Genomic DNA, 17,685 nt, shown 5'->3' with positions numbered 1-17,685 from the left:
AGCTGACGCTGGCGGATTACTGTGTAAAAATACAGGCCATTTTCACCCGGCGGTAAACGACTATGGCCCTGACAGCAGCAATTAAAAGCCAGATAGCGCAGTGGTATAAGGCGCTACAGCAGCAGGTGCCGGACTTTATTCCCCGCGCGCCGCAGCGCCAGATGATCGCTGAAGTGGCGAAGTGCCTGGCGGGCAACGACGCGCGCCATCTGGCCATCGAAGCGCCAACCGGCGTCGGCAAAACCCTCTCTTATTTGATCCCCGGCATCGCCGCGAGCCGCGCCGAAGAGAAAACCCTCATCATCAGCACCGCCAATGTGGCGCTGCAGGATCAAATCTTCACTAAAGATCTGCCACTGCTGAAAAAGATCATTCCCGATCTGACCTTTACCGCCGCTTTCGGGCGCGGGCGCTACGTCTGTCCGCGCAACCTGGCGGCGCTGGCCGCCAGCGACGATCAGCAGGGCGATCTGCTGCTCTATCTTGACGACGAAGCGGTAAGCAGCACCAAAGAGGAGCAGACGCAGTGCGCGCGGCTGGAAAAATCGCTCGGCGGCTACGCCTGGGATGGTCTGCGCGACCACAGCGAGGAGAACATCAGCAACAGCCTGTGGCAGCGTCTCTCCACCGACAAGGCGAGCTGTCTCGGCTCCCACTGCCGCTGGTATCGCGAATGCCCCTTCTTCGTCGCTCGCCGTGAAATTGAGCAGGTTGACGTGGTGGTAGCGAACCACGCGCTGGTGATGGCGGCGATGGAAAACGAGTCGGTGCTGCCGCCGGCGAAACAGCTGATGCTGGTGCTGGACGAAGGACATCATCTGCCGGATGTGGCGCGCGACGCGCTGGAGATGAGCGCGGACATCACGCCCGGCTGGAGCAGCCTGCAGCTTGATCTCTTCGTGCGGCTGGTAGAGGGCATTATGACGCAGATGCGCCCGAAATCACCGCCGCCGCTCAGCAATCCGGAGCGCCTTAAAGCGCACTGCGACGAGCTGCGCGAACTGCTGACTACGCTGAGCCAGGCGCTGAATCCGCTGCTGCCCGCCGATCATCAGCCAGGAGAATTTCGCTTTGTGCTGGGCGAGCTGCCAGAAGAGCTGCTGTCGCTCTGCGCGCGCCTGTTCAAACTATGCGATGCGCTGCGCGGGCTGGCGGAGGGGCTAATCAACGCCCTGAGCGAGCAGACCGGCAGCGTCGATTTGATGCGCCTGCACCGCAATTTGCTGCAGCTTAACCGCCAGTTCGGCTGGTTCGAGTCCGTCAGCAAGCTGTGGCGGCTGGCGGCGATGCCGAAAGCCTCGGGCGCGCCGGTGTCCAAATGGATCAGCCGCGAGCTGCGCGAAGGCCAGCCGCATCTGCTGTTTCACTGCGCCGGCATTCGCGTCAGCGATCAGCTGGAGAAGCTGCTGTGGCGTAAAATTCCCCATGTGGTGGTGACCTCCGCCACGCTGCGCTCGCTTAACAGCTTCAGTCGCCTGCAGGAGATGTCTGGCCTCAATGAAAAAGCGGGCGATCGCTTTGTGGCGCTCGACTCACCCTTCAATCACGTCGATCAGGGCAAGCTGGTGATCCCGCAGATGCGTTATGAGCCGCTGATGGCGACCGAGGCGGAGCATATCGCTGAGATGGCGGCTTTCTTCCGTCAACAGATGAAAACCGCAAAGCACAAAGGGGTGCTGGTGCTTTTCGCCAGCGGCCGCGCGATGCAGCAGTTTGTCGCGCAGCTGCCGGAGCTACGCCTCACGATGCTGGTGCAGGGCGATCAGCCGCGCTCGCGCCTGGTGGATCTGCATCGCAAACGGGTGACGAAGGGCGAAACCAGCATTCTGATCGGCCTGCAGTCGTTCGCGGAAGGGCTGGATTTGAAAGGCGACCTGCTGAGTCAGGTGCATATTCATAAAATCGCTTTTCCCCCGGTGGACAGTCCGGTAATTTTGACCGAGGGCGAATGGCTGAAAAGCCTGAACCGCTATCCGTTTGAAGTGCAGAGCTTGCCCAGCGCCTCTTTTACGCTGATTCAGCAGGTGGGCCGTCTGATCCGCAGCCATCAGTGCTACGGCGAAATCGTGATTTACGATCGCCGTTTGCTGAGCAAAGCCTATGGCAGCCGCTTGCTGGCCGCGCTGCCGGTGTTTCCCATCGAGCAGCCGGAAGCGCCCGCTGCGCTGAAAGTGAAACGCGCGCCGGCGTCGGCAACAAATTCGCGCCGTCCCGCGCGTCGAACAGCGGCGAAGCGATAAACCCTGAACCTCTTTTGGCCGCCGTTCTGCGGCGGTCTCTGACCGGAAGCGAAGAATGGAACTGAATAAAGTGATTAAGGAGATCGGGCGCGGCAAAAACCACGCGCGCGATCTGGATCTTGCCACCGCGCAGGCGCTTTACGCGGCGATGCTGGCGGGCGAGGTGCCCGATCTGGAGCTGGGCGGCATCCTTATCGCGCTGCGCATCAAAGGCGAAGGCGAAGAGGAGATGCGCGGATTCTATCAGGCGATGCAGGCATGCATGATGCGGCTACAGGCGCCCGCCCACCGTCCGCAGCCCATCGTCATCCCCAGCTACAACGGCGCGCGCCGCCAGGGCAACCTGACGCCGCTGCTGGCGCTGCTGCTGCATCGACTGGGCTTTCCCGTGCTGGTGCACGGCGTTAGCGATGATGCGACGCGCGTCACCAGCGAACAAGTGTTCGCCGCGCTTGGGATCGCGGCGGTGACGACGAGGCAGCAGGCGCAGGCGGCGCTCGACAGGGGCGACATCGCCTTTATCACTATTGACCATCTCTGTCCGCCGATGGCGAAACAGCTCTCGCTGCGCTGGCGCATGGGCGTGCGCAGCAGCGCGCATACGCTGGTGAAGCTGGCGACGCCGTTCGGTGAACGCGAAGCGCTGCGTCTCTCCAGCGTGTCGCACCCGGAATATGTGCCGCGCGTCGCGAAATTTTTTAGCGACATCGACGCGCCCGCTATTCTGCTGAACGGCACGGAGGGCGAGGTCTACGCCAGCCCGCTGCGCTGTCCGTCAATAAGCTTTATCGGCGGGGCGGAACGTGATGCGGAAGTGTGGGTGGAGCGTCAGCCGGAAGTGGCGCTGGAACTGCCTGCCGATAAATCGGCGCAGGTGACCGCGCGCTGGAGCGAAGCGGTGCTCAATGGCGAGCGTCCGGTGCCGCAGGCGCTGCGCCTGCAAATCGCCTGCTGTTTCCGCGCCAGCGGGGAATGCGCGTCGCTGGAAGAGGCGCTGGCACGCCTGAGCGACGCGGGGTTCTAGCTTAGTTTTGCGGCAGTGCCTGCTCGACCAGCCGCTGCCAGAATTCGACGCCCAGCGGGATCAGCGCGTCGTTAAAGTCATATTCGGCATTGTGCAGCGGCGCGGAAGGGGTAGCACCATCGGCGCCCAGCCAGAAATAGGCGCCGGGACAGACATCCAGCATGCAGGCGAAATCTTCTGACGCCATCGAAGGATTGACCTGCCAGCGCACGGCATCGTCGCCCAGCATCTGGCGCGCCACCTCGCGCACCTGTTCAGCCGGTGCGGCGTGGTTGGCGGTGATGGGATAGCCGGGAAACCAGTGGATCTCGCCGCTGACGCCGAACGGGCGCGGCAGGGTAGTCACAAACTCTTCAATCAGACCGCGTACCCGGTTGCGTACGTCGGTCTGCAAACATCGCACCGTGCCGCGCAGCACCAGGGTTTCCGGGATGACGTTAATCGCCTCGCCGCCGTGGATCTGCGTCACGCTGACCACCGCCGAGGCGAGCGGTGACAGGCGACGCGATGGAATGGTTTGCAGCGCCAGAATCAGCTCGGCGGCCACCACCATCGGATCGGCGCCGCTCTCCGGCATCGCTGCGTGGCAGCTCTTGCCGTTAAGGGTAATTTCAAACGAGTCGAGCGAGGCCATCATCGCGCCGGGATTGACCGCCAGCGAGCCGACCGGCATGCCTGGCCAGTTGTGCAGCGCATAGACTGCATCCATCGGGAAGCGCTGAAACAGCCCCTCTTCCACCATTTTTCGCGCGCCGCCCAGGTTCTCCTCGGCGGGCTGAAAGATAAAGTGCACCGTGCCGCGGAAGCGGCGCGTCGCCGCCAGCTGCAGCGCCGCCGCCAGCAGAATGGCGGTATGTCCGTCATGGCCGCAGGCGTGCATCACGCCCTGACGCGTCGAGCGCCACTGCGGGCTGCCTTTTTCCGTGATGGGCAGCGCGTCCATATCCGCGCGCAGGCCAATGACAGGGCCTTCGCCGTTGCGCAGCGTGCCCACCACGCCCGTGCCTGCCAGGCCGCGATGCACCTGTAATCCCGCCAGCTCCAGCTCCTGAGCAACCCGATCGCCTGTGTTGTGCTCCTGATAGCCGAGTTCCGGTTCGCGGTGAAACTGATGGCGCCACTGTTGGGCCTGGTCGAGCAGGGCAGGGGATAAGGTCATGCGAAATCGCGCTCCTGTAGTGATGAATCTCCACTGTAGTGGCAAGGCGCAGGCGCGTCTATCTTCCGCAGCGGGAATTTGGCTATAGGTCAGAACCAAAGGGAATAAGGGGCAGCAGACGGCGCGCGGGCGGCGCGGAATGACGATCCTGCGCGTAATGCGGCGTGGGCACTTTCGGAAGTCAGTCTTGCTGAAAATAAAATACGTCTAAAATCTGGCAGTCCCATTATGGGACTGTTATATTAGTCCCATAATGGGATAACAAGGAACGTCAGTGCGAATTATATCGATCGCGTCTCTCAAACGGTTCTGGGAAAGTCATAATCAGGCGGAGCAGCCTCTGAAAGCCTGGGTAGATGAAGTCAGCAAGGCACAATGGAAAACGCCCCAGGACATTAAGGACATGTACAGGACAGCAGATTTTCTGAGTAACAATCGGGTGGTGTTTGATATTAAGGGCAACCACTACCGTCTGATTGTTGCAGTGGCATACAGGTTTCAGGCGGTCTACATCAAGTTTGTTGGAACACACGCGGAATACGACAAAACAGACGCAAACACGGTGAATATGTGATGACCTACAAAATCAAACCGATTCACAACGAAGCAGATTATGAGGCAGCCCTGGCCGCCGTATCACCCCTGTTCGACAGTGAGCCGGAGCCGGGAAGTGAAGCAGGGGATTTTCTCGAAGTCATGATCCTGCTGATCGAAAAATATGAGCAGGAACACTACCCCATTGAGGCACCCGATCCGGTAGAGGCGATTAAATTCCGCATGGAGCAAATGGGGCTGACGGCGAAAGACCTGGTGCCGGCGATTGGACGCCCAAACCGCGTCTATGAGGTGCTGAACAATAAACGTGCGCTGACGCTGCCTATGATCCGTAATCTGCATGAAATGTTCAATATCCCGCTGGCGTCGCTGGTTGGCACAGCACAAACCTGACAGGTGAAGTGCAGTAACCAAAGCCCGCCGCGAGCGGGCTTTTTTATTCACCAGGTGCGTGGTTAAATCCGGCGCCCCTCACTTCATCATCGGCAAATTAAGTCCGTGCTCGGCCGCGCAGGCCTGCGCGCTCGCATACCCGGCGTCCGCATGGCGCATCACGCCGGTGGCGGGATCGTTCCACAGCACGCGGCCCAGACGCTGGTCCGCCTGCTCGCTGCCGTCGCAGACAATCACCACGCCGGCATGCTGCGAAAAGCCCATGCCAACGCCGCCGCCGTGGTGCAGGCTCACCCAGGTCGCGCCGCCCGCGGTGTTCAGCAGGGCGTTAAGCAGCGGCCAGTCGGACACCGCGTCGGAACCATCCTTCATCGACTCGGTTTCGCGGTTCGGCGAGGCGACAGAGCCGCAGTCGAGGTGGTCACGGCCAATCACAACCGGCGCCTTCAGCTCGCCGTTGCGCACCATCTCGTTGAACGCCAGCCCGGCCAGATGCCGCTCGCCCAGACCCAGCCAGCAGATGCGCGCCGGCAATCCCTGAAAGGCGATGCGCTCCTGCGCCATATCGAGCCAGCGATGCAGGCTTTTATGCTGCGGAAACAGCGCCTTGAGCTTCGCGTCAGTTTTATAGATATCCTCTGGATCGCCCGACAGCGCCACCCAGCGGAACGGCCCTTTGCCCTCGCAGAACAGCGGACGAATATAGGCCGGCACAAAGCCAGGGAAATCAAAGGCGTTCTCTACGCCCTCATCCAGCGCTACCTGGCGGATATTGTTGCCGTAGTCCACCGTGGGAATGCCCATATGGCAGAAGTCGAGCATCGCCTGCACGTGCACCGCCATCGAGGCGCGCGCCGCCTTTTCCACCGCTTTCGGCGCGCTGGCGCGTTCAGCCTGCCAGCGCGCCACGTCCCAGCCAATCGGCAGATAGCCGTTCACCGGATCGTGCGCCGAGGTCTGATCGGTTACGATATCGGGCTTCAGGCCGCCCGCGCGGGCGCGTTTCACCATCTCCGGCAGGATCTCGGCGGCGTTGCCCAGCAGGCCGACGGAGATCGCCTGCTTCGCCTGCGTCGCGGCCTCAATGAGCTGCAGCGCTTCGTCCAGCGTATAGGCTTTATGGTCGACATAGCGGGTGCGCAGACGAAAGTCGATACGCGACTCCTGACACTCGATAGCCAGCACGCAGGCGCCCGCCAGCACGCCCGCCAGCGGCTGCGCGCCGCCCATGCCGCCGAGACCGGCGGTCAGGATCCAGCGTCCGGCCAGATCGCCGTTATAGTGCTGGCGGCCCGCTTCGACGAAGGTTTCGTAGGTGCCCTGCACGATGCCCTGCGCGCCGATGTAAATCCAGGAGCCGGCGGTCATCTGGCCGTACATCATCAGCCCCGCCTTATCCAGCTCGTGAAAGTGATCCCAGTTGGCCCAGTGCGGCACCAGGTTAGAGTTCGCCAGCAGCACGCGCGGCGCGTCGGCATGGGTACGAAAAACGCCCACCGGCTTGCCGGACTGGATCAGCAGGGTTTCGTCGGGCTGAAGCAGCTCCAGCGAGCGCAGGATCTGCTCAAAGCAGTCCCAGTTGCGCGCCGCCTTGCCGATGCCGCCATACACCACCAAATCTTCCGGCCGCTCGGCCACGTCGGGATCGAGGTTATTCTGGATCATGCGCCACGCGGCTTCGATCAGCCAGTTGGCGCAGTGCAGCGTAGTGCCGTGCGGCGCACGCACTTCGCGCGCCACGGCCTGGGAGAGAGTTTCACTCATCGCGGATTCCTTATTCACCAGAAGAGACGGTCTGCTGGCTGGGCAGCAGCGCCGTGAGAAAGTCGGGCCAGTCGCAGCGGCTGGCCCAGAGACGCATGGCCTCGATATCGGGCGCCAGCAGGCGGTCTTCCTCAAGGAAGGCGACCTGCTGACGAATGCGGGCAATCTCCTGCTCAAGCTGCGCCGAGCTTTGCAGCGGACGGTGGAACTCAATGCCCTGCGCGGCGGCCATCGCTTCGATGCCGACCACCGCCGCGGTGTTAAAGCACATACTGCCGAGACGGCGCGCCGCATAGGTCGCCATTGAAACGTGATCTTCCTGGTTGGCAGAGGTCGGCAGGCTGTCGACGCTGCCTGGATGCGCCAGCGATTTATTCTCTGAGGCGAGGGCGGCGGCGGTGACCTGCGCAATCATAAAGCCGGAGTTGACGCCGCCGTCGCGCACCAGAAAAGGCGGCAGCCCCGACAGGCCGGTGTCGAGCAGCAGCGCCATGCGGCGCTCGGAAATGGCGCCGATTTCGGCGACGGCCAGCGCGATAATGTCGGCGGCGAAGGCCACCGGCTCGGCGTGGAAATTGCCACCGGAGATCACGTCGCCGCTGTCGCTGAACACCAGCGGGTTATCGGAGGCGGCGTTGGCTTCAATCTGCAGCACGCGCGCGGCGTGGGTGAGGTTATCGAGGCAGGCACCCATCACCTGCGGCACGCAGCGCACCGAGTAGGGATCCTGCACGCGGCCGCAGTTGACGTGCGAGCCGAGGATCTCGCTGCCTTCAACCAGCGCCTCTACCGCAGCGGCCACGGCGATCTGTCCGCGCTGGCCGCGCGCCTGATGAATGCGCGCGTCATAGGGTTTCAGCGAGCCTTTGATCGCCTCCAGCGACAGCGCGCCCGCTACCAGTCCGGCGGCCATCAGGTTTTCCGCCTCGAACAGGCCGCGCAGCGCCAGCGCGGTCGAAACCTGGATGCCGTTCAGCAGCGCCAGGCCCTCTTTCGGGCCGAGCACGAAGGGTTCCAGCCCCACCGAGGCAAGCCCTTCACGCGCCGGCATCAGCGCGCCGTCGACGCGCACCTGGCCTTCGCCCAGCAGCATCAGCGAAAGATGCGCCAGCGGCGCCAGATCGCCCGACGCGCCCACCGAGCCTTTTTCGGGAATGCAGGGCATCACGCCGGCGTTGAACAGCCGCAGCAGCGCCTCGATCAGCGCGATACGCACGCCGGAGTGGCCACGCGCCAGGCTGATGATTTTCGTCGCCATCACCAAGCGCGTCACGTTGTCGGGCAGCAGATCGCCCAAGCCGACGCTGTGCGACAGCACCAGGTTGCGCTGCAGATCCGCCAGGCGGCTGGCGGGGATTTGCGTCTGCGCCAGCTTGCCGAAACCGGTGTTGATACCGTACACCACTCTGCCGGAGGCAACGATATCGTCCACGGTTTGCTGCGCGCGCAGAATAGCCTCCTGCGCCCGCTCATCGAGCGTCAGCGTAATGCCGCCCTGATACACCCTGCGCAGCGCGGCAAGATCCACTTCACCGGGAACCAGGCGCATCGCCTGAGCTGAACCTGACATAGTCTACTCCTGTCTATACAAGTAAGCGCGTTAAGCAAAAACCCAAAACGGTTTTCCTCGGCGCAGCAAATAAAATCGAGTGAAACATAAGTGTCTATTCTTGTCTATACAACTGGCAAGCTATAAGCATTTGCTATGCCAGCGCGATCACAAATTACCGTGACGGGCATAGCGCGCTGGCAAGGCGAAGGCGGCTGCAGATGTATATACATTCGCGCCGCGAGACAGTAAACTTCAGGCACTATCGTGATAAGGAAATGAATATGGTTGAGCATTCGGCAATAGCGCAGCTGGCGGCCGCGATGAGCGATGAGCCGGCGCCCATCTACCAGCGCGTGAAGCAGGCGATTATCAGCCAGATCCGCGCGGGTAGCTGGAAGGCGAATCAGCGCGTGCCGTCCGAAAGCGAACTGGTCAACGAACTGGGCGTGAGCCGTATGACCATCAACCGCGCGCTGCGCGAACTCACCAGCGAGGGGTTTCTGGTGCGCATGCAGGGCGTCGGCACCTTCGTGGCGGAGATGAAAGGTTACACGGCGATGCTGGAAGTGCATAACATCGCCGATGAGATCGCCCAGCGCGGCCATCAGCACCGCTGTCAGATCCTGGCGATCGGTCAGAATAAAGCCGATCCCGAGCAGGCGGCGGTGCTCGGCTTAAGCACCGGGCAGACCATTTTCCATTCGCTGATGGTGCACTACGAAGATGACCTGCCGGTTCAGCTGGAGGATCGTCTGGTCAATCCGCAGGTGGCGCCCGACTATCTCAGCCAGGACTATCAGCAGTTTACCCCCTACACCTACCTGATGCGGGTCGCGCCGCTGACCGCCGGCGAGCATATTGTCGAGGCGGTGCTGCCGGATGCGCGCCAGCGCAAACATCTGTCGCTGGACGAGCATGAGCCCTGCCTGCTGATCCGGCGGCAGACCTGGAGCGACACCCGCATCGTGACCTACGCCCGTCTGCTCTATCCGGGATCGCGCTATAAGCTGCTGGGCCGCTTCAAGGGACACGGCTAAGGCGCGTCAGCAGCAGCCTGGCGTCCGGCGTTGCGGGCGTCAGCTGCGTCTCCTCATCGAGCCACCACACGCCTTCCGCAGCGCCCAGGCGTTCGCCGCTCGCCAGTTGCCACTCGCCTGCGATCGCCCAGGCGACGCCGTGCAGGCTGACGGCGGCCTGCTCCGTCACCGTGACCTGCGCCTGCCAGCTGTCGCGCCGCGTCATGATATTAAAATCCTCGCTTTTCCCCTGCAGCACCGCTTCGATCGCCCATTCGCCGGGGAAGCGCCAGGGCTGGAGCGGCTGCAGGAGGTGCACGCTGTCCGGCGCGCTCAGGCGCACCGCGTCGCCGCGCAGCAGGGTGATCACCCGATCGACGCCGGGAAAGCGCGAAAAGGGGCCGTCGCAGGCGAGGGTAGCGATACTGGCGCGCCAGGCGAAATTTGCTTCGCCCGGCGGATAGCTGACGATTTCTCGCGTTTCACCGCCGCCGTTGCGCCAGCGGCTGACCGGGAGATCGGCGTAGCGGAAGCGCGTTCTCATCGCAGCGCCGCCATCGCCTGTTGAAACGCGGCGGCGCAGGCCTCTTCCGCGGCGTGACGTCCCGCCGCGATCACCGCGCGGCCCGCCACCCACACCTCGCGGATCTGCTCCCGCCGTCCGGCAAACAGCCAGCGGTTGAGCAGCGCCGCGTCGTCGACGCCGCCGAGCCACTCATCCTGCGCCAGCACCAGCCAGTCGGCGCGTTTGCCCGGCGACAGCGCGCCGAGCGCGACGCCGCACGCCTGCGCGCCGCCCTGCGCTGCGCCGTGCCACAGCAGATCGCCCACCGACGGCTGCGCCGCGGTGGCGATGCGGTTGCGGCGGCGATCGCGCAGCCGCTGGCCATACTCCAGCCAGCGCAGCTCCTCCTGCGCGCTGAGCGAAACGTGGCTGTCGGAGCCGATGCCCCAGCGCCCGCCCTGCGCGATAAACTCCACCGCCGGGAAAATGCCGTCGCCCAGGTTGGCCTCGGTGGTGGGGCAGAGGCCGGCCACCGCGCGGCTGGCGGCGAGCTGCGTGATTTCGCGCGCGTCGAGATGCGTGGCGTGGATCAGGCACCAGCGCGCATCCACTTCGAAGCGGTTAAGTAACCATTCCACCGGGCGTTCGCCGCTCCAGGCGACGCAGTCGTTGACCTCTTTCTCCTGCTCGGCGACGTGAATATGCACCGGCAGCCCGCTGTCGCTGGCGTCCAGCGTTTCGCGCAGCTGCGCCTCGCTGACCGCGCGCAGCGAGTGAAAGCAGAGGCCGCGATTGAGCAGCGGCTTATCGCGCAGGCTTGCCGCCAGCCGCTCCTGCTGGCGCAGATACGCCTCGGTTTGCTGAATAAAGCGTTTTTGCCCCGGCAGCGGCGGCTGCGCGCCGAAGCCGCTGTGGCTGTAGAGCACCGGCAGCAGCGTCTGGCCGATGCCGGCGATCTCCGCCGCCTGCATCAGCTGCTGCAGCATCGCGTCCTGCGCGTAGGGCGCACCGCTGGCGTCGTGATGCAGATAGTGAAACTCCGCCACCTGGGTATAGCCGCCTTTCAGCATCTCGATATAGAGATACGCGGCGATGACGCCGACCTGCTCCGGCGTCAGGCGCTGCACCATGCGATACATCAAATCGCGCCAGGTCCAGAAGCTGTCCTGCGGATCGCCCGCCACCTCCGCCAGCCCCGCCATGGCGCGCTGGAAGGCGTGCGAATGCAGATTGGCGATGGCGGGGATCACCGCGCCCGGCAGGCGAACAGCATCCTGCGCGTCGCTGTCGGGCGTTACGCTCTCGATGATCCCGGCGTCGTTAACGGTGATGCGCACCTGATGTCGCCAGCCGTCGGCCAGCAGCGCGCGTGGAGCAAAACAGGTTGCCATAGTTGATCCTCAGCGGATGTAGTTGTATATACATATACATACTTTAGCGGGCGGAGTAAATCGTCCATCGCAGGAGGAGAGGGTATGGCGGAGAGCGGAGAGATAGAGAGCCTGTGGCTGGGGGCCAATCTGGTCACCATGCGTGAAGGCAAATATCACATTATCGAAGATGGCGCGCTGGCGGTAGACGCCGGCAAGCTGGTCTGGGTAGGGCCGCGCGCAGAGATGCCCGCTTTTACGCCGCGCCATCAGCACCGCTTCGACGGCGGCATCGTGACGCCAGGGCTGATCGACTGCCATACCCATCTGGTGTTCGGCGGCGACCGCAGCGCGGAGTTCGAACAGCGTCTTAACGGCGTTAGCTACGCCGAGATCGCCGCGCAGGGCGGCGGCATTCTCTCCACGGTGCGCGCCACGCGCGCCGCCAGCGAAGAGGCGCTGGTGGCGTCGGCGCGCTGGCGGCTTAACCGGCTGCTGGCGGAAGGGGTCACCACGGTAGAGATTAAGTCGGGCTACGGGCTGGATGAGGAGAGCGAGCTGCGCATGCTGAGCGCGATACGCCAGCTTGGCGCGAGTGCGCCAGCTGACGTGCTGGCGACCTGCCTGGCGGCGCACGCCTTTCCACCGGAATTCAAACAGGATCCTGACGGCTGGGTCGACCTGATTTGCCAGCGCATCCTGCCGCAGGTAAAGGCCAACGGGCTGGCGGACGCGGTAGACGCCTTCTGCGAGCATCTCGCCTTCTCGCCGGCGCAGGTGGCGCGTGTGTTCGACAAGGCCGTCGAGCTGGGCCTGCCGGTGAAGCTACACGCCGAGCAGCTCTCCTCGCTGGGCGGCGCGCGGCTGGCGGCGCGCTACGGCGCCCTCTCCGCCGATCATCTGGAATACGCCACCGAAGAGGACGCGCGGGCGATGGGCGAGCAGGGCACGGTGGCGGTGCTGCTGCCCGGCGCTTTCTATCTGCTGCGCGAAACCCAGCGGCCGCCGGTGGCGCTGTTTCGTCAGCACGGCGTGCCGATGGCGCTGGCCAGCGATGCCAATCCCGGCACCTCGCCCGCGCTCTCGCTGCGCCTGATGCTCAATATGGGCTGCACGCTGTTCGGCATGACGCCGGAAGAGGCGCTGGCGGGCGTCACGCTCTGGGGCGCCAAAGCGCTGGGGCTGCAGAGAACGCACGGCTCGCTGGAGGCGGGCAAAGTGGCGAACTTCGTCCACTGGCCGCTGGCGCGCCCGGCGGAACTGGTTTACTGGCTGGGCGGCGAGCTGCCCTGTACCGTTATCTATCGTGGAGATGCGCAATGACACCTTTTCACTTTACGCCGGGCAGCCTGCCGCTGCTGGTCAGCATTCCCCATGCCGGCACCCAGCTCACGCCAGAGGTGGACGCGGGGCTGAGCGAGGCGGCGCGCGGCCTGCCCGACACCGACTGGCATATTCCGCTGCTGTTCGATTTTGTGCGCGATCTCGGTGCCAGCGTGCTGATCGGCCACTATTCACGTTTCGTTATCGATCTCAATCGACCGCCGGACAATCAGCCGCTCTACGCCACTGCCACCACCGGCCTCTTTCCAGAAACCCTGTTCAACGGCTCGCCGACTTTTGCGCCGGGCAGCACGCCCACGGCGGCGCAGCGCGCAGGCTATCTCGCCGATATCTGGCAGCCCTATCATCAGCAAATCCAGCAGGAGCTGGCGCGCCTTAAGGCGGAGCACGGCTACGCGCTACTGTTTGACGCCCACTCTATCGCCAGCGAGATACCGCGCCTGTTCGAAGGACGTCTGCCGGATCTGAATATCGGCACTAACGACGGCAAAAGCTGTCGCGCCGAGGTGACGCAGGGGCTGGAAGCGGTCTGCGCGGCGCAGAGCGACTACAGCTGGGTGGTGAACGGACGCTTTAAGGGCGGCTACATTACGCGTGCTTACGGTCAGCCGGCAGAGAATATTCAGGCGGTGCAGCTGGAGCTGGCGCAGCTCAACTATATGGACGAGACGCCGCCGTTCGCCTGGCGGCAGGAGCGGGCTTCAGCCCTGCAGAAGGTGCTGAAGCCGCTGGTGCAGCGCTTTATCGCCTGCGGTCACATCGCTTAACGACGGCGCGCGTCTGGGCGCATCAGGTCGAAGCGCTCGTTCTCGCTGATGCCGTAGTAGGCGCTCGGCCCGCCGGCGCGCAGGATCGGCTCGGCGCGCGCCGTCTGATAGATCCCCTCATCCAGCAGCGATTCGTCGATATGAATGGCGATCGCTTCACCCAGCACCAGCCAGCTGTCAATGGGATTGCCCTGGGCGTCCTGCAGCTGGATCAGCTGGGTCAGGCGGCACTCGAAGTTAACCGGGCTTTCCGCTACCAGGCTCGCCTTAACCTGCGAGGCGGCCAGCGGCGTCACGCCCGCCAGCGCGAATTCATCCTGATCCGGCGGCACCGAGGCTGAACTCTCGTTCATCGCTTCCGCCAGCGGACGCGTTGCCAGGTTCCAGACGAACTCTTTGCTTTCGCTGATGTTGCGCACGCTGTCTTTCCAGCCGCTGCTGGCGAAGCCGATAATCGGCGGATGGTAGTTAAAGCAGTTGAAGAAGCTGTAGGGCGCCAGGTTGCGCTGGCCGGCGGCAGAGATTGAGCTGATCCAGCCAATGGGACGCGGCCCGATAATGGCGTTCAGCGGGTCGTGCGGCAGGCCATGACCGGCGCGCGGCTGGTAGGAGTAGCGTTTATGCGTCATCTTTTATCCCGTAGCGAAGTGTTAACAATATCTTAGCGCTACAGCATCGGCTGCATCGGGAAGAAATGCGTAAGCGGATTGTGCGACTTTATTTTCCCGGCGCTGCGGCGTATTGTACGCGCCTGCAAATCGGGAGACGCCATGAACAAGCCAGCCAGTAATCTTTTCCACGCCCGCAATCGCCATCAGGGTGAATATGACTTCGCCGCCTTGACCGCCGCGCATCCGCCGCTGGCGCCGAAAGTGCGGCCCAACGGCTACGGCGCGCAGTCGATCGATTTTGCCGACGCGGAAGCGGTGATGCTGCTGAACCAGGCGCTGCTGAAGCTGTTCTACGGGCTGGAGTGGCAGCTGGCGCCCGGCGCGCTCTGTCCGCCGGTGCCAGGCCGCGCCGACTATCTGCACTATCTGGCCGATCTGCTGGCGCTGGACAACCGCGGCGCGATCCCGATGGCGGACATCCTCGATATCGGCTGCGGCGCCAACTGCATCTATCCGCTGATCGGCCACGCAGAGTATGGCTGGCGTTTTACCAGCACCGATATCGACGAGGCGGCACTCAAGGCGGCTAACCGCATCGTGGCGGCCAATCCAGGCCTGCAGCGCAGCATTCGCCTGCGTCGCCAGAAAAATCCCGACGCGGTGCTGGCGGGCGTCATCAGCAAAAACGAGTTTTTCCATGCGGTGATCTGCAACCCGCCGTTCCACGCCTCGGCGGCAGAGGCGGCGGCCGGCTCGCAGCGCAAAGTGCGCAATCTGAAGCTGGAGAGCGCCACGCCGCTTAACTTCGGCGGCCAGCATAACGAGCTGTGGTGTGAAGGCGGCGAGAAAGCCTTTGTCGGCAAGATGATCGCCGAGAGCGCGACCCTGGCGCGCCAGTGCGTCTGGTTTACCTCGCTGGTGTCGCGCCGCGAGCACCTGCCGCTGCTGGAAAAACAGCTGCAGGCGCTCGACGCGGCGGAGGTGCGCGTGGTGAACATGGCGCAGGGCCAGAAGCAGAGCCGTTTCCTTGCCTGGAGCTTTATGCCCGCCGCCACGCGCGCGCAGCGGCTGGCGAAATAACCTTACTCTGGCGCCGGCAGCGCGGGCAGGGCCGCCGCGCTGGCCACGCTGGTGCCGGTTTGCATCACCTCTACCGTCTGGCGCGGCGCTTTTATTCCGGCTGCGTCGAAATGCTTCTTCACCATGCTGTCGAGCGCGAAGCGCACCGTCCACTGTTTCAGCGGCTGAGTGGTAAAGGAGACGCGCACGGTAAAGGCCTGATTGGTTAAGCCCACCAGCCCGGCGAAGTTCGGTTCGCCAATCACCATGCTGCGGATATCCGCATTCTCCAGCAGCTCGTTCACCGCCTCCTGCAGCACGCGATTAGCACGATCGCTATCCTCGCCGCGCTCGACGTCGTAGTTGGCGACGAAAGAGCCGATGCCGCGCACAAAGTTGGCGAAGGTGGTGATCGAAGACCAGGGAATAATGTGATAGGCGCCGGTATCCTGACGCACGCCCACCGAACGGATCGACATCCGCTCCACCGTGCCGGTAATGGCGCCGATGGTCACCAGATCGCCGGTATTCATGCCGTTTTCAAACTGAATAAAGATGCCGGTGATAATATCCTTCACCAGCGTCTGCGAGCCGAACGACACCGCCAGACCGAGCGCGCCCGCGCCCGCCAGCAGCGGCGCGATATTGACGCCGATTTCCGACAGCAAGGTCATAATGGTAATGGTGCTGATCACCACCGCCAGCGCGTTGCGGAACAGCGTCAGCAGCGTGCGGGTGCGGGCGCTCGGCATCGGGCGGCCGTGCGAGTCCGAGGCGAGACGGCTCTCGATCAGGCTCGCCAGCACCGTCCAGCCGATGGCCGACAGCAGCAGGATCATCACAATGCGGATCAGCACATCTACCATCTTTTCGCCAGCGCCCACCGTGAGCCAGTGCCAGAGATCGAACAGGTTCCAGGCGTTGAGCAGCAGCAGCAGCGTGGCGAACACGGTGATGATGCGCGCCAGCTTCAGCAGCGCCTTGACCCAGTCGTTGACGCGCTTTTGCAGCGCCGGATAGTTACGGCGCAGATCGGGCGACAGGGTAATAGTCTTGCCAATCCAGCGCGTCAGGATGCCGGAGACAAAGGCAGCGATGCCGATAATCGCCAGCGTGCGCACCGAGGCGGACATCATAAATTTCAGGCTGTCACCGGGGTTAAAGATCGAGAGCAGAAACAGCGCGATAAAGTAGGCGCTCGCCAGCCAGTGCCACACCAGTGCGAAGGCGCGAATAAAAAAGGCGAAAAACGCCATGCTGCGATCCGACAGCTGCTGCAAGGCATGATGAATGCTGCGGCGGTTGGAGAAGATCAGCGTCAGCGCCCAGGCGGTCATGATCCCCATAATCGCCACGTTGACCAGCGCCGCGACCTGCACGTTGACCTGATTAGAGACAATCGGCACGATCACCAGCAGACCATAGCCGATAAGGCCGGAGAGCCAGCTTAGCCGCGTGTTCCAGTAGCGGGCGCGCCCGTCGCTGAGGTGGAAGAAGCGCAGATCGCTAAAGCCCGGACAGAAGATCAGGCGCAGCACCGCTTTGAAAAACTCGATCAGCGCGAAGGCGTTAAGAAACAGCCCCTGCTGGTAGGCAATGGTGCGGCTGTTGCCATGATAGTTGTCGCTGATAATCTGGCCGACAAACAGCGTCAGCGCCAGCAGCAGCAGGTCGATAACAAAGGCGCCGATAATCGCCACCGGCAGCTGCACCCAGTTGTGCTGCTCGCGGTTCTTCGCGCGTCCCCAGCGCCCCATGCGACGATAGAGCGGCGCGATCGCCCGACGCGTCAGCCAGTAAAAGGCGAACAGCGCCGCCGCCAGCACCACGAAGTGGCGCAGCGCGTTGAAAAAGGTGTCGGGATTAAAGGTTTTATGCGGCGCCTCGGCGATGTTGTCATGCAGGCGAACAAATTTTTCCGCCACGTTGCCGCCGAATTCGCGCGTCACGTCGGTCACGCCCTGCAGCACGGTTTTATCCTCATCCTCTTCGCTGGGCGGCGTCAGCGCTGGCGTATTATTTTTCGCCGTCGCGCTGGCGGCGCCGCGCAGCTGGGCAATCAGCGCTTTGCGTGACTGGTCATCTTCCAGAATATTCGCCAGCGCGGCGTAGGCGGCTTTTTTCTCGTCGAGCGTCGGCTCGCTTTGCGCACCGCTGGCGGATCCCGATGACTTTTGCGCGGCGACCGCCGCCTGCGGCAGCGTGACGGCCGCCTGTGCGGCGGGCAGCGCGCTGCAAAACAGCAGAAACAGCGCGATCCCTTGCCGCATCAGGCGACAACATATGTGGGCTGACGACATGGCTTTCTCCTTAGCAACCTCTGGCT

At 63.4% G+C, this 17,685-nt stretch carries 15 protein-coding genes; 8 read left to right on the top strand and 7 right to left on the bottom strand.

The genetic code is table 11. From position 1 onward, the window contains the following. Nucleotides 1–62 precede the first annotated feature (62 nt). Both dinG and ybiB read left to right on the top strand, forming a co-directional pair. A complete protein-coding gene (gene dinG, locus B2J69_RS02600) occupies nt 63–2,240 on the top strand; it encodes an ATP-dependent DNA helicase DinG (protein ID WP_081136060.1) in 2,178 nt (725 codons plus the stop codon). A 55-nt stretch (nt 2,241–2,295) separates the two neighbouring features. Then, nucleotides 2,296–3,264 carry a DNA-binding protein YbiB gene (gene ybiB / locus B2J69_RS02595; RefSeq protein ID WP_081136059.1) on the top strand — a complete coding sequence of 323 codons (969 nt, stop codon included), beginning with the start codon at nt 2,296–2,298 and terminating at the stop codon, nt 3,262–3,264. Nucleotide 3,265: 1 nt separating this feature from the next. Here the strand turns inward: ybiB and B2J69_RS02590 are convergent, their stop codons facing one another. Further along, on the bottom strand, nt 3,266–4,423 hold the full coding sequence (locus tag B2J69_RS02590) for a M20 aminoacylase family protein (RefSeq protein WP_081136057.1): 1,158 nt from the start codon (nt 4,421–4,423) through the stop codon (nt 3,266–3,268). A gap of 274 nt (nt 4,424–4,697) precedes the next feature. On the opposite strand from B2J69_RS02590, the gene B2J69_RS02585 reads away from it, so the two are divergent. Both B2J69_RS02585 and B2J69_RS02580 read left to right on the top strand, forming a co-directional pair. Next, on the top strand, nt 4,698–4,997 hold the full coding sequence (locus B2J69_RS02585) for a type II toxin-antitoxin system HigB family toxin (RefSeq protein WP_081136055.1): 300 nt from the start codon (nt 4,698–4,700) through the stop codon (nt 4,995–4,997). Next, on the top strand, nt 4,997–5,371 hold the full coding sequence (locus tag B2J69_RS02580; protein WP_081136052.1) for a helix-turn-helix domain-containing protein: 375 nt from the start codon (nt 4,997–4,999) through the stop codon (nt 5,369–5,371). The genes B2J69_RS02585 and B2J69_RS02580 overlap by 1 nt, the downstream gene beginning before the upstream one ends. A 78-nt stretch (nt 5,372–5,449) precedes the next feature. Here B2J69_RS02580 and hutU read toward each other — a convergent pair whose 3' ends face one another. Then, nucleotides 5,450–7,135, bottom strand: a complete 1,686-nt coding sequence (gene hutU, locus B2J69_RS02575; protein WP_081136049.1) for a urocanate hydratase — start codon at nt 7,133–7,135, stop codon at nt 5,450–5,452. Between the two features lie 10 nt (nt 7,136–7,145). Beyond that, a complete protein-coding gene (gene hutH, locus B2J69_RS02570) occupies nt 7,146–8,705 on the bottom strand; it encodes a histidine ammonia-lyase (protein WP_081136046.1) in 1,560 nt (519 codons plus the stop codon). 263 nt (nt 8,706–8,968) lie between these two features. On the opposite strand from hutH, the gene hutC reads away from it, so the two are divergent. Further along, nucleotides 8,969–9,724, top strand: coding sequence for a histidine utilization repressor (gene hutC / locus B2J69_RS02565; RefSeq protein WP_081136044.1), 756 nt, complete (start codon nt 8,969–8,971; stop codon nt 9,722–9,724). On the opposite strand, the gene B2J69_RS02560 is transcribed toward hutC, so the two are convergent. Next, complete coding sequence (locus tag B2J69_RS02560; protein ID WP_081136041.1) at nt 9,708–10,247, bottom strand: HutD/Ves family protein; 540 nt, start codon at nt 10,245–10,247, stop codon at nt 9,708–9,710. The genes hutC and B2J69_RS02560 overlap by 17 nt on opposite strands. Beyond that, nucleotides 10,244–11,599 (bottom strand): formimidoylglutamate deiminase, encoded by a 1,356-nt coding sequence (locus tag B2J69_RS02555; protein WP_081136038.1) that lies wholly within the window; start codon nt 11,597–11,599, stop codon nt 10,244–10,246. Before B2J69_RS02555 ends, B2J69_RS02560 begins: the two co-directional genes overlap by 4 nt. 84 nt (nt 11,600–11,683) lie before the next feature. Here B2J69_RS02555 and hutI point away from each other — a divergent pair, with 84 nt between their 5' ends. Then, nucleotides 11,684–12,901 carry an imidazolonepropionase gene (gene hutI / locus B2J69_RS02550; protein ID WP_081136034.1) on the top strand — a complete coding sequence of 406 codons (1,218 nt, stop codon included), beginning with the start codon at nt 11,684–11,686 and terminating at the stop codon, nt 12,899–12,901. Beyond that, complete coding sequence (hutG, locus tag B2J69_RS02545; RefSeq protein WP_081136029.1) at nt 12,898–13,689, top strand: N-formylglutamate deformylase; 792 nt, start codon at nt 12,898–12,900, stop codon at nt 13,687–13,689. The genes hutI and hutG overlap by 4 nt, the downstream gene beginning before the upstream one ends. Here the strand turns inward: hutG and B2J69_RS02540 are convergent. After that, complete coding sequence (locus B2J69_RS02540; protein WP_081136026.1) at nt 13,686–14,318, bottom strand: flavin reductase family protein; 633 nt, start codon at nt 14,316–14,318, stop codon at nt 13,686–13,688. The two genes, hutG and B2J69_RS02540, sit on opposite strands and share 4 nt — an antisense overlap. Nucleotides 14,319–14,459: 141 nt before the next feature. Here B2J69_RS02540 and rlmF point away from each other — a divergent pair, with 141 nt between their 5' ends. After that, complete coding sequence (gene rlmF, locus B2J69_RS02535) at nt 14,460–15,380, top strand: 23S rRNA (adenine(1618)-N(6))-methyltransferase RlmF (RefSeq protein WP_081136369.1); 921 nt, start codon at nt 14,460–14,462, stop codon at nt 15,378–15,380. Between the two features lie 2 nt (nt 15,381–15,382). Here rlmF and ybiO read toward each other — a convergent pair whose 3' ends face one another. After that, on the bottom strand, nt 15,383–17,629 hold the full coding sequence (gene ybiO / locus B2J69_RS02530; RefSeq protein ID WP_236722683.1) for a mechanosensitive channel protein: 2,247 nt from the start codon (nt 17,627–17,629) through the stop codon (nt 15,383–15,385). Nucleotides 17,630–17,685 lie beyond the last annotated feature (56 nt).

This window comes from Pantoea latae (genome assembly GCF_002077695.1).
Taxonomy (GTDB): Bacteria; Pseudomonadota; Gammaproteobacteria; order Enterobacterales; family Enterobacteriaceae; genus Pantoea; species Pantoea latae.
Note: the sequence above shows the minus strand (reverse complement) of the source record. Positions and strands in the feature narration are given on the sequence as shown.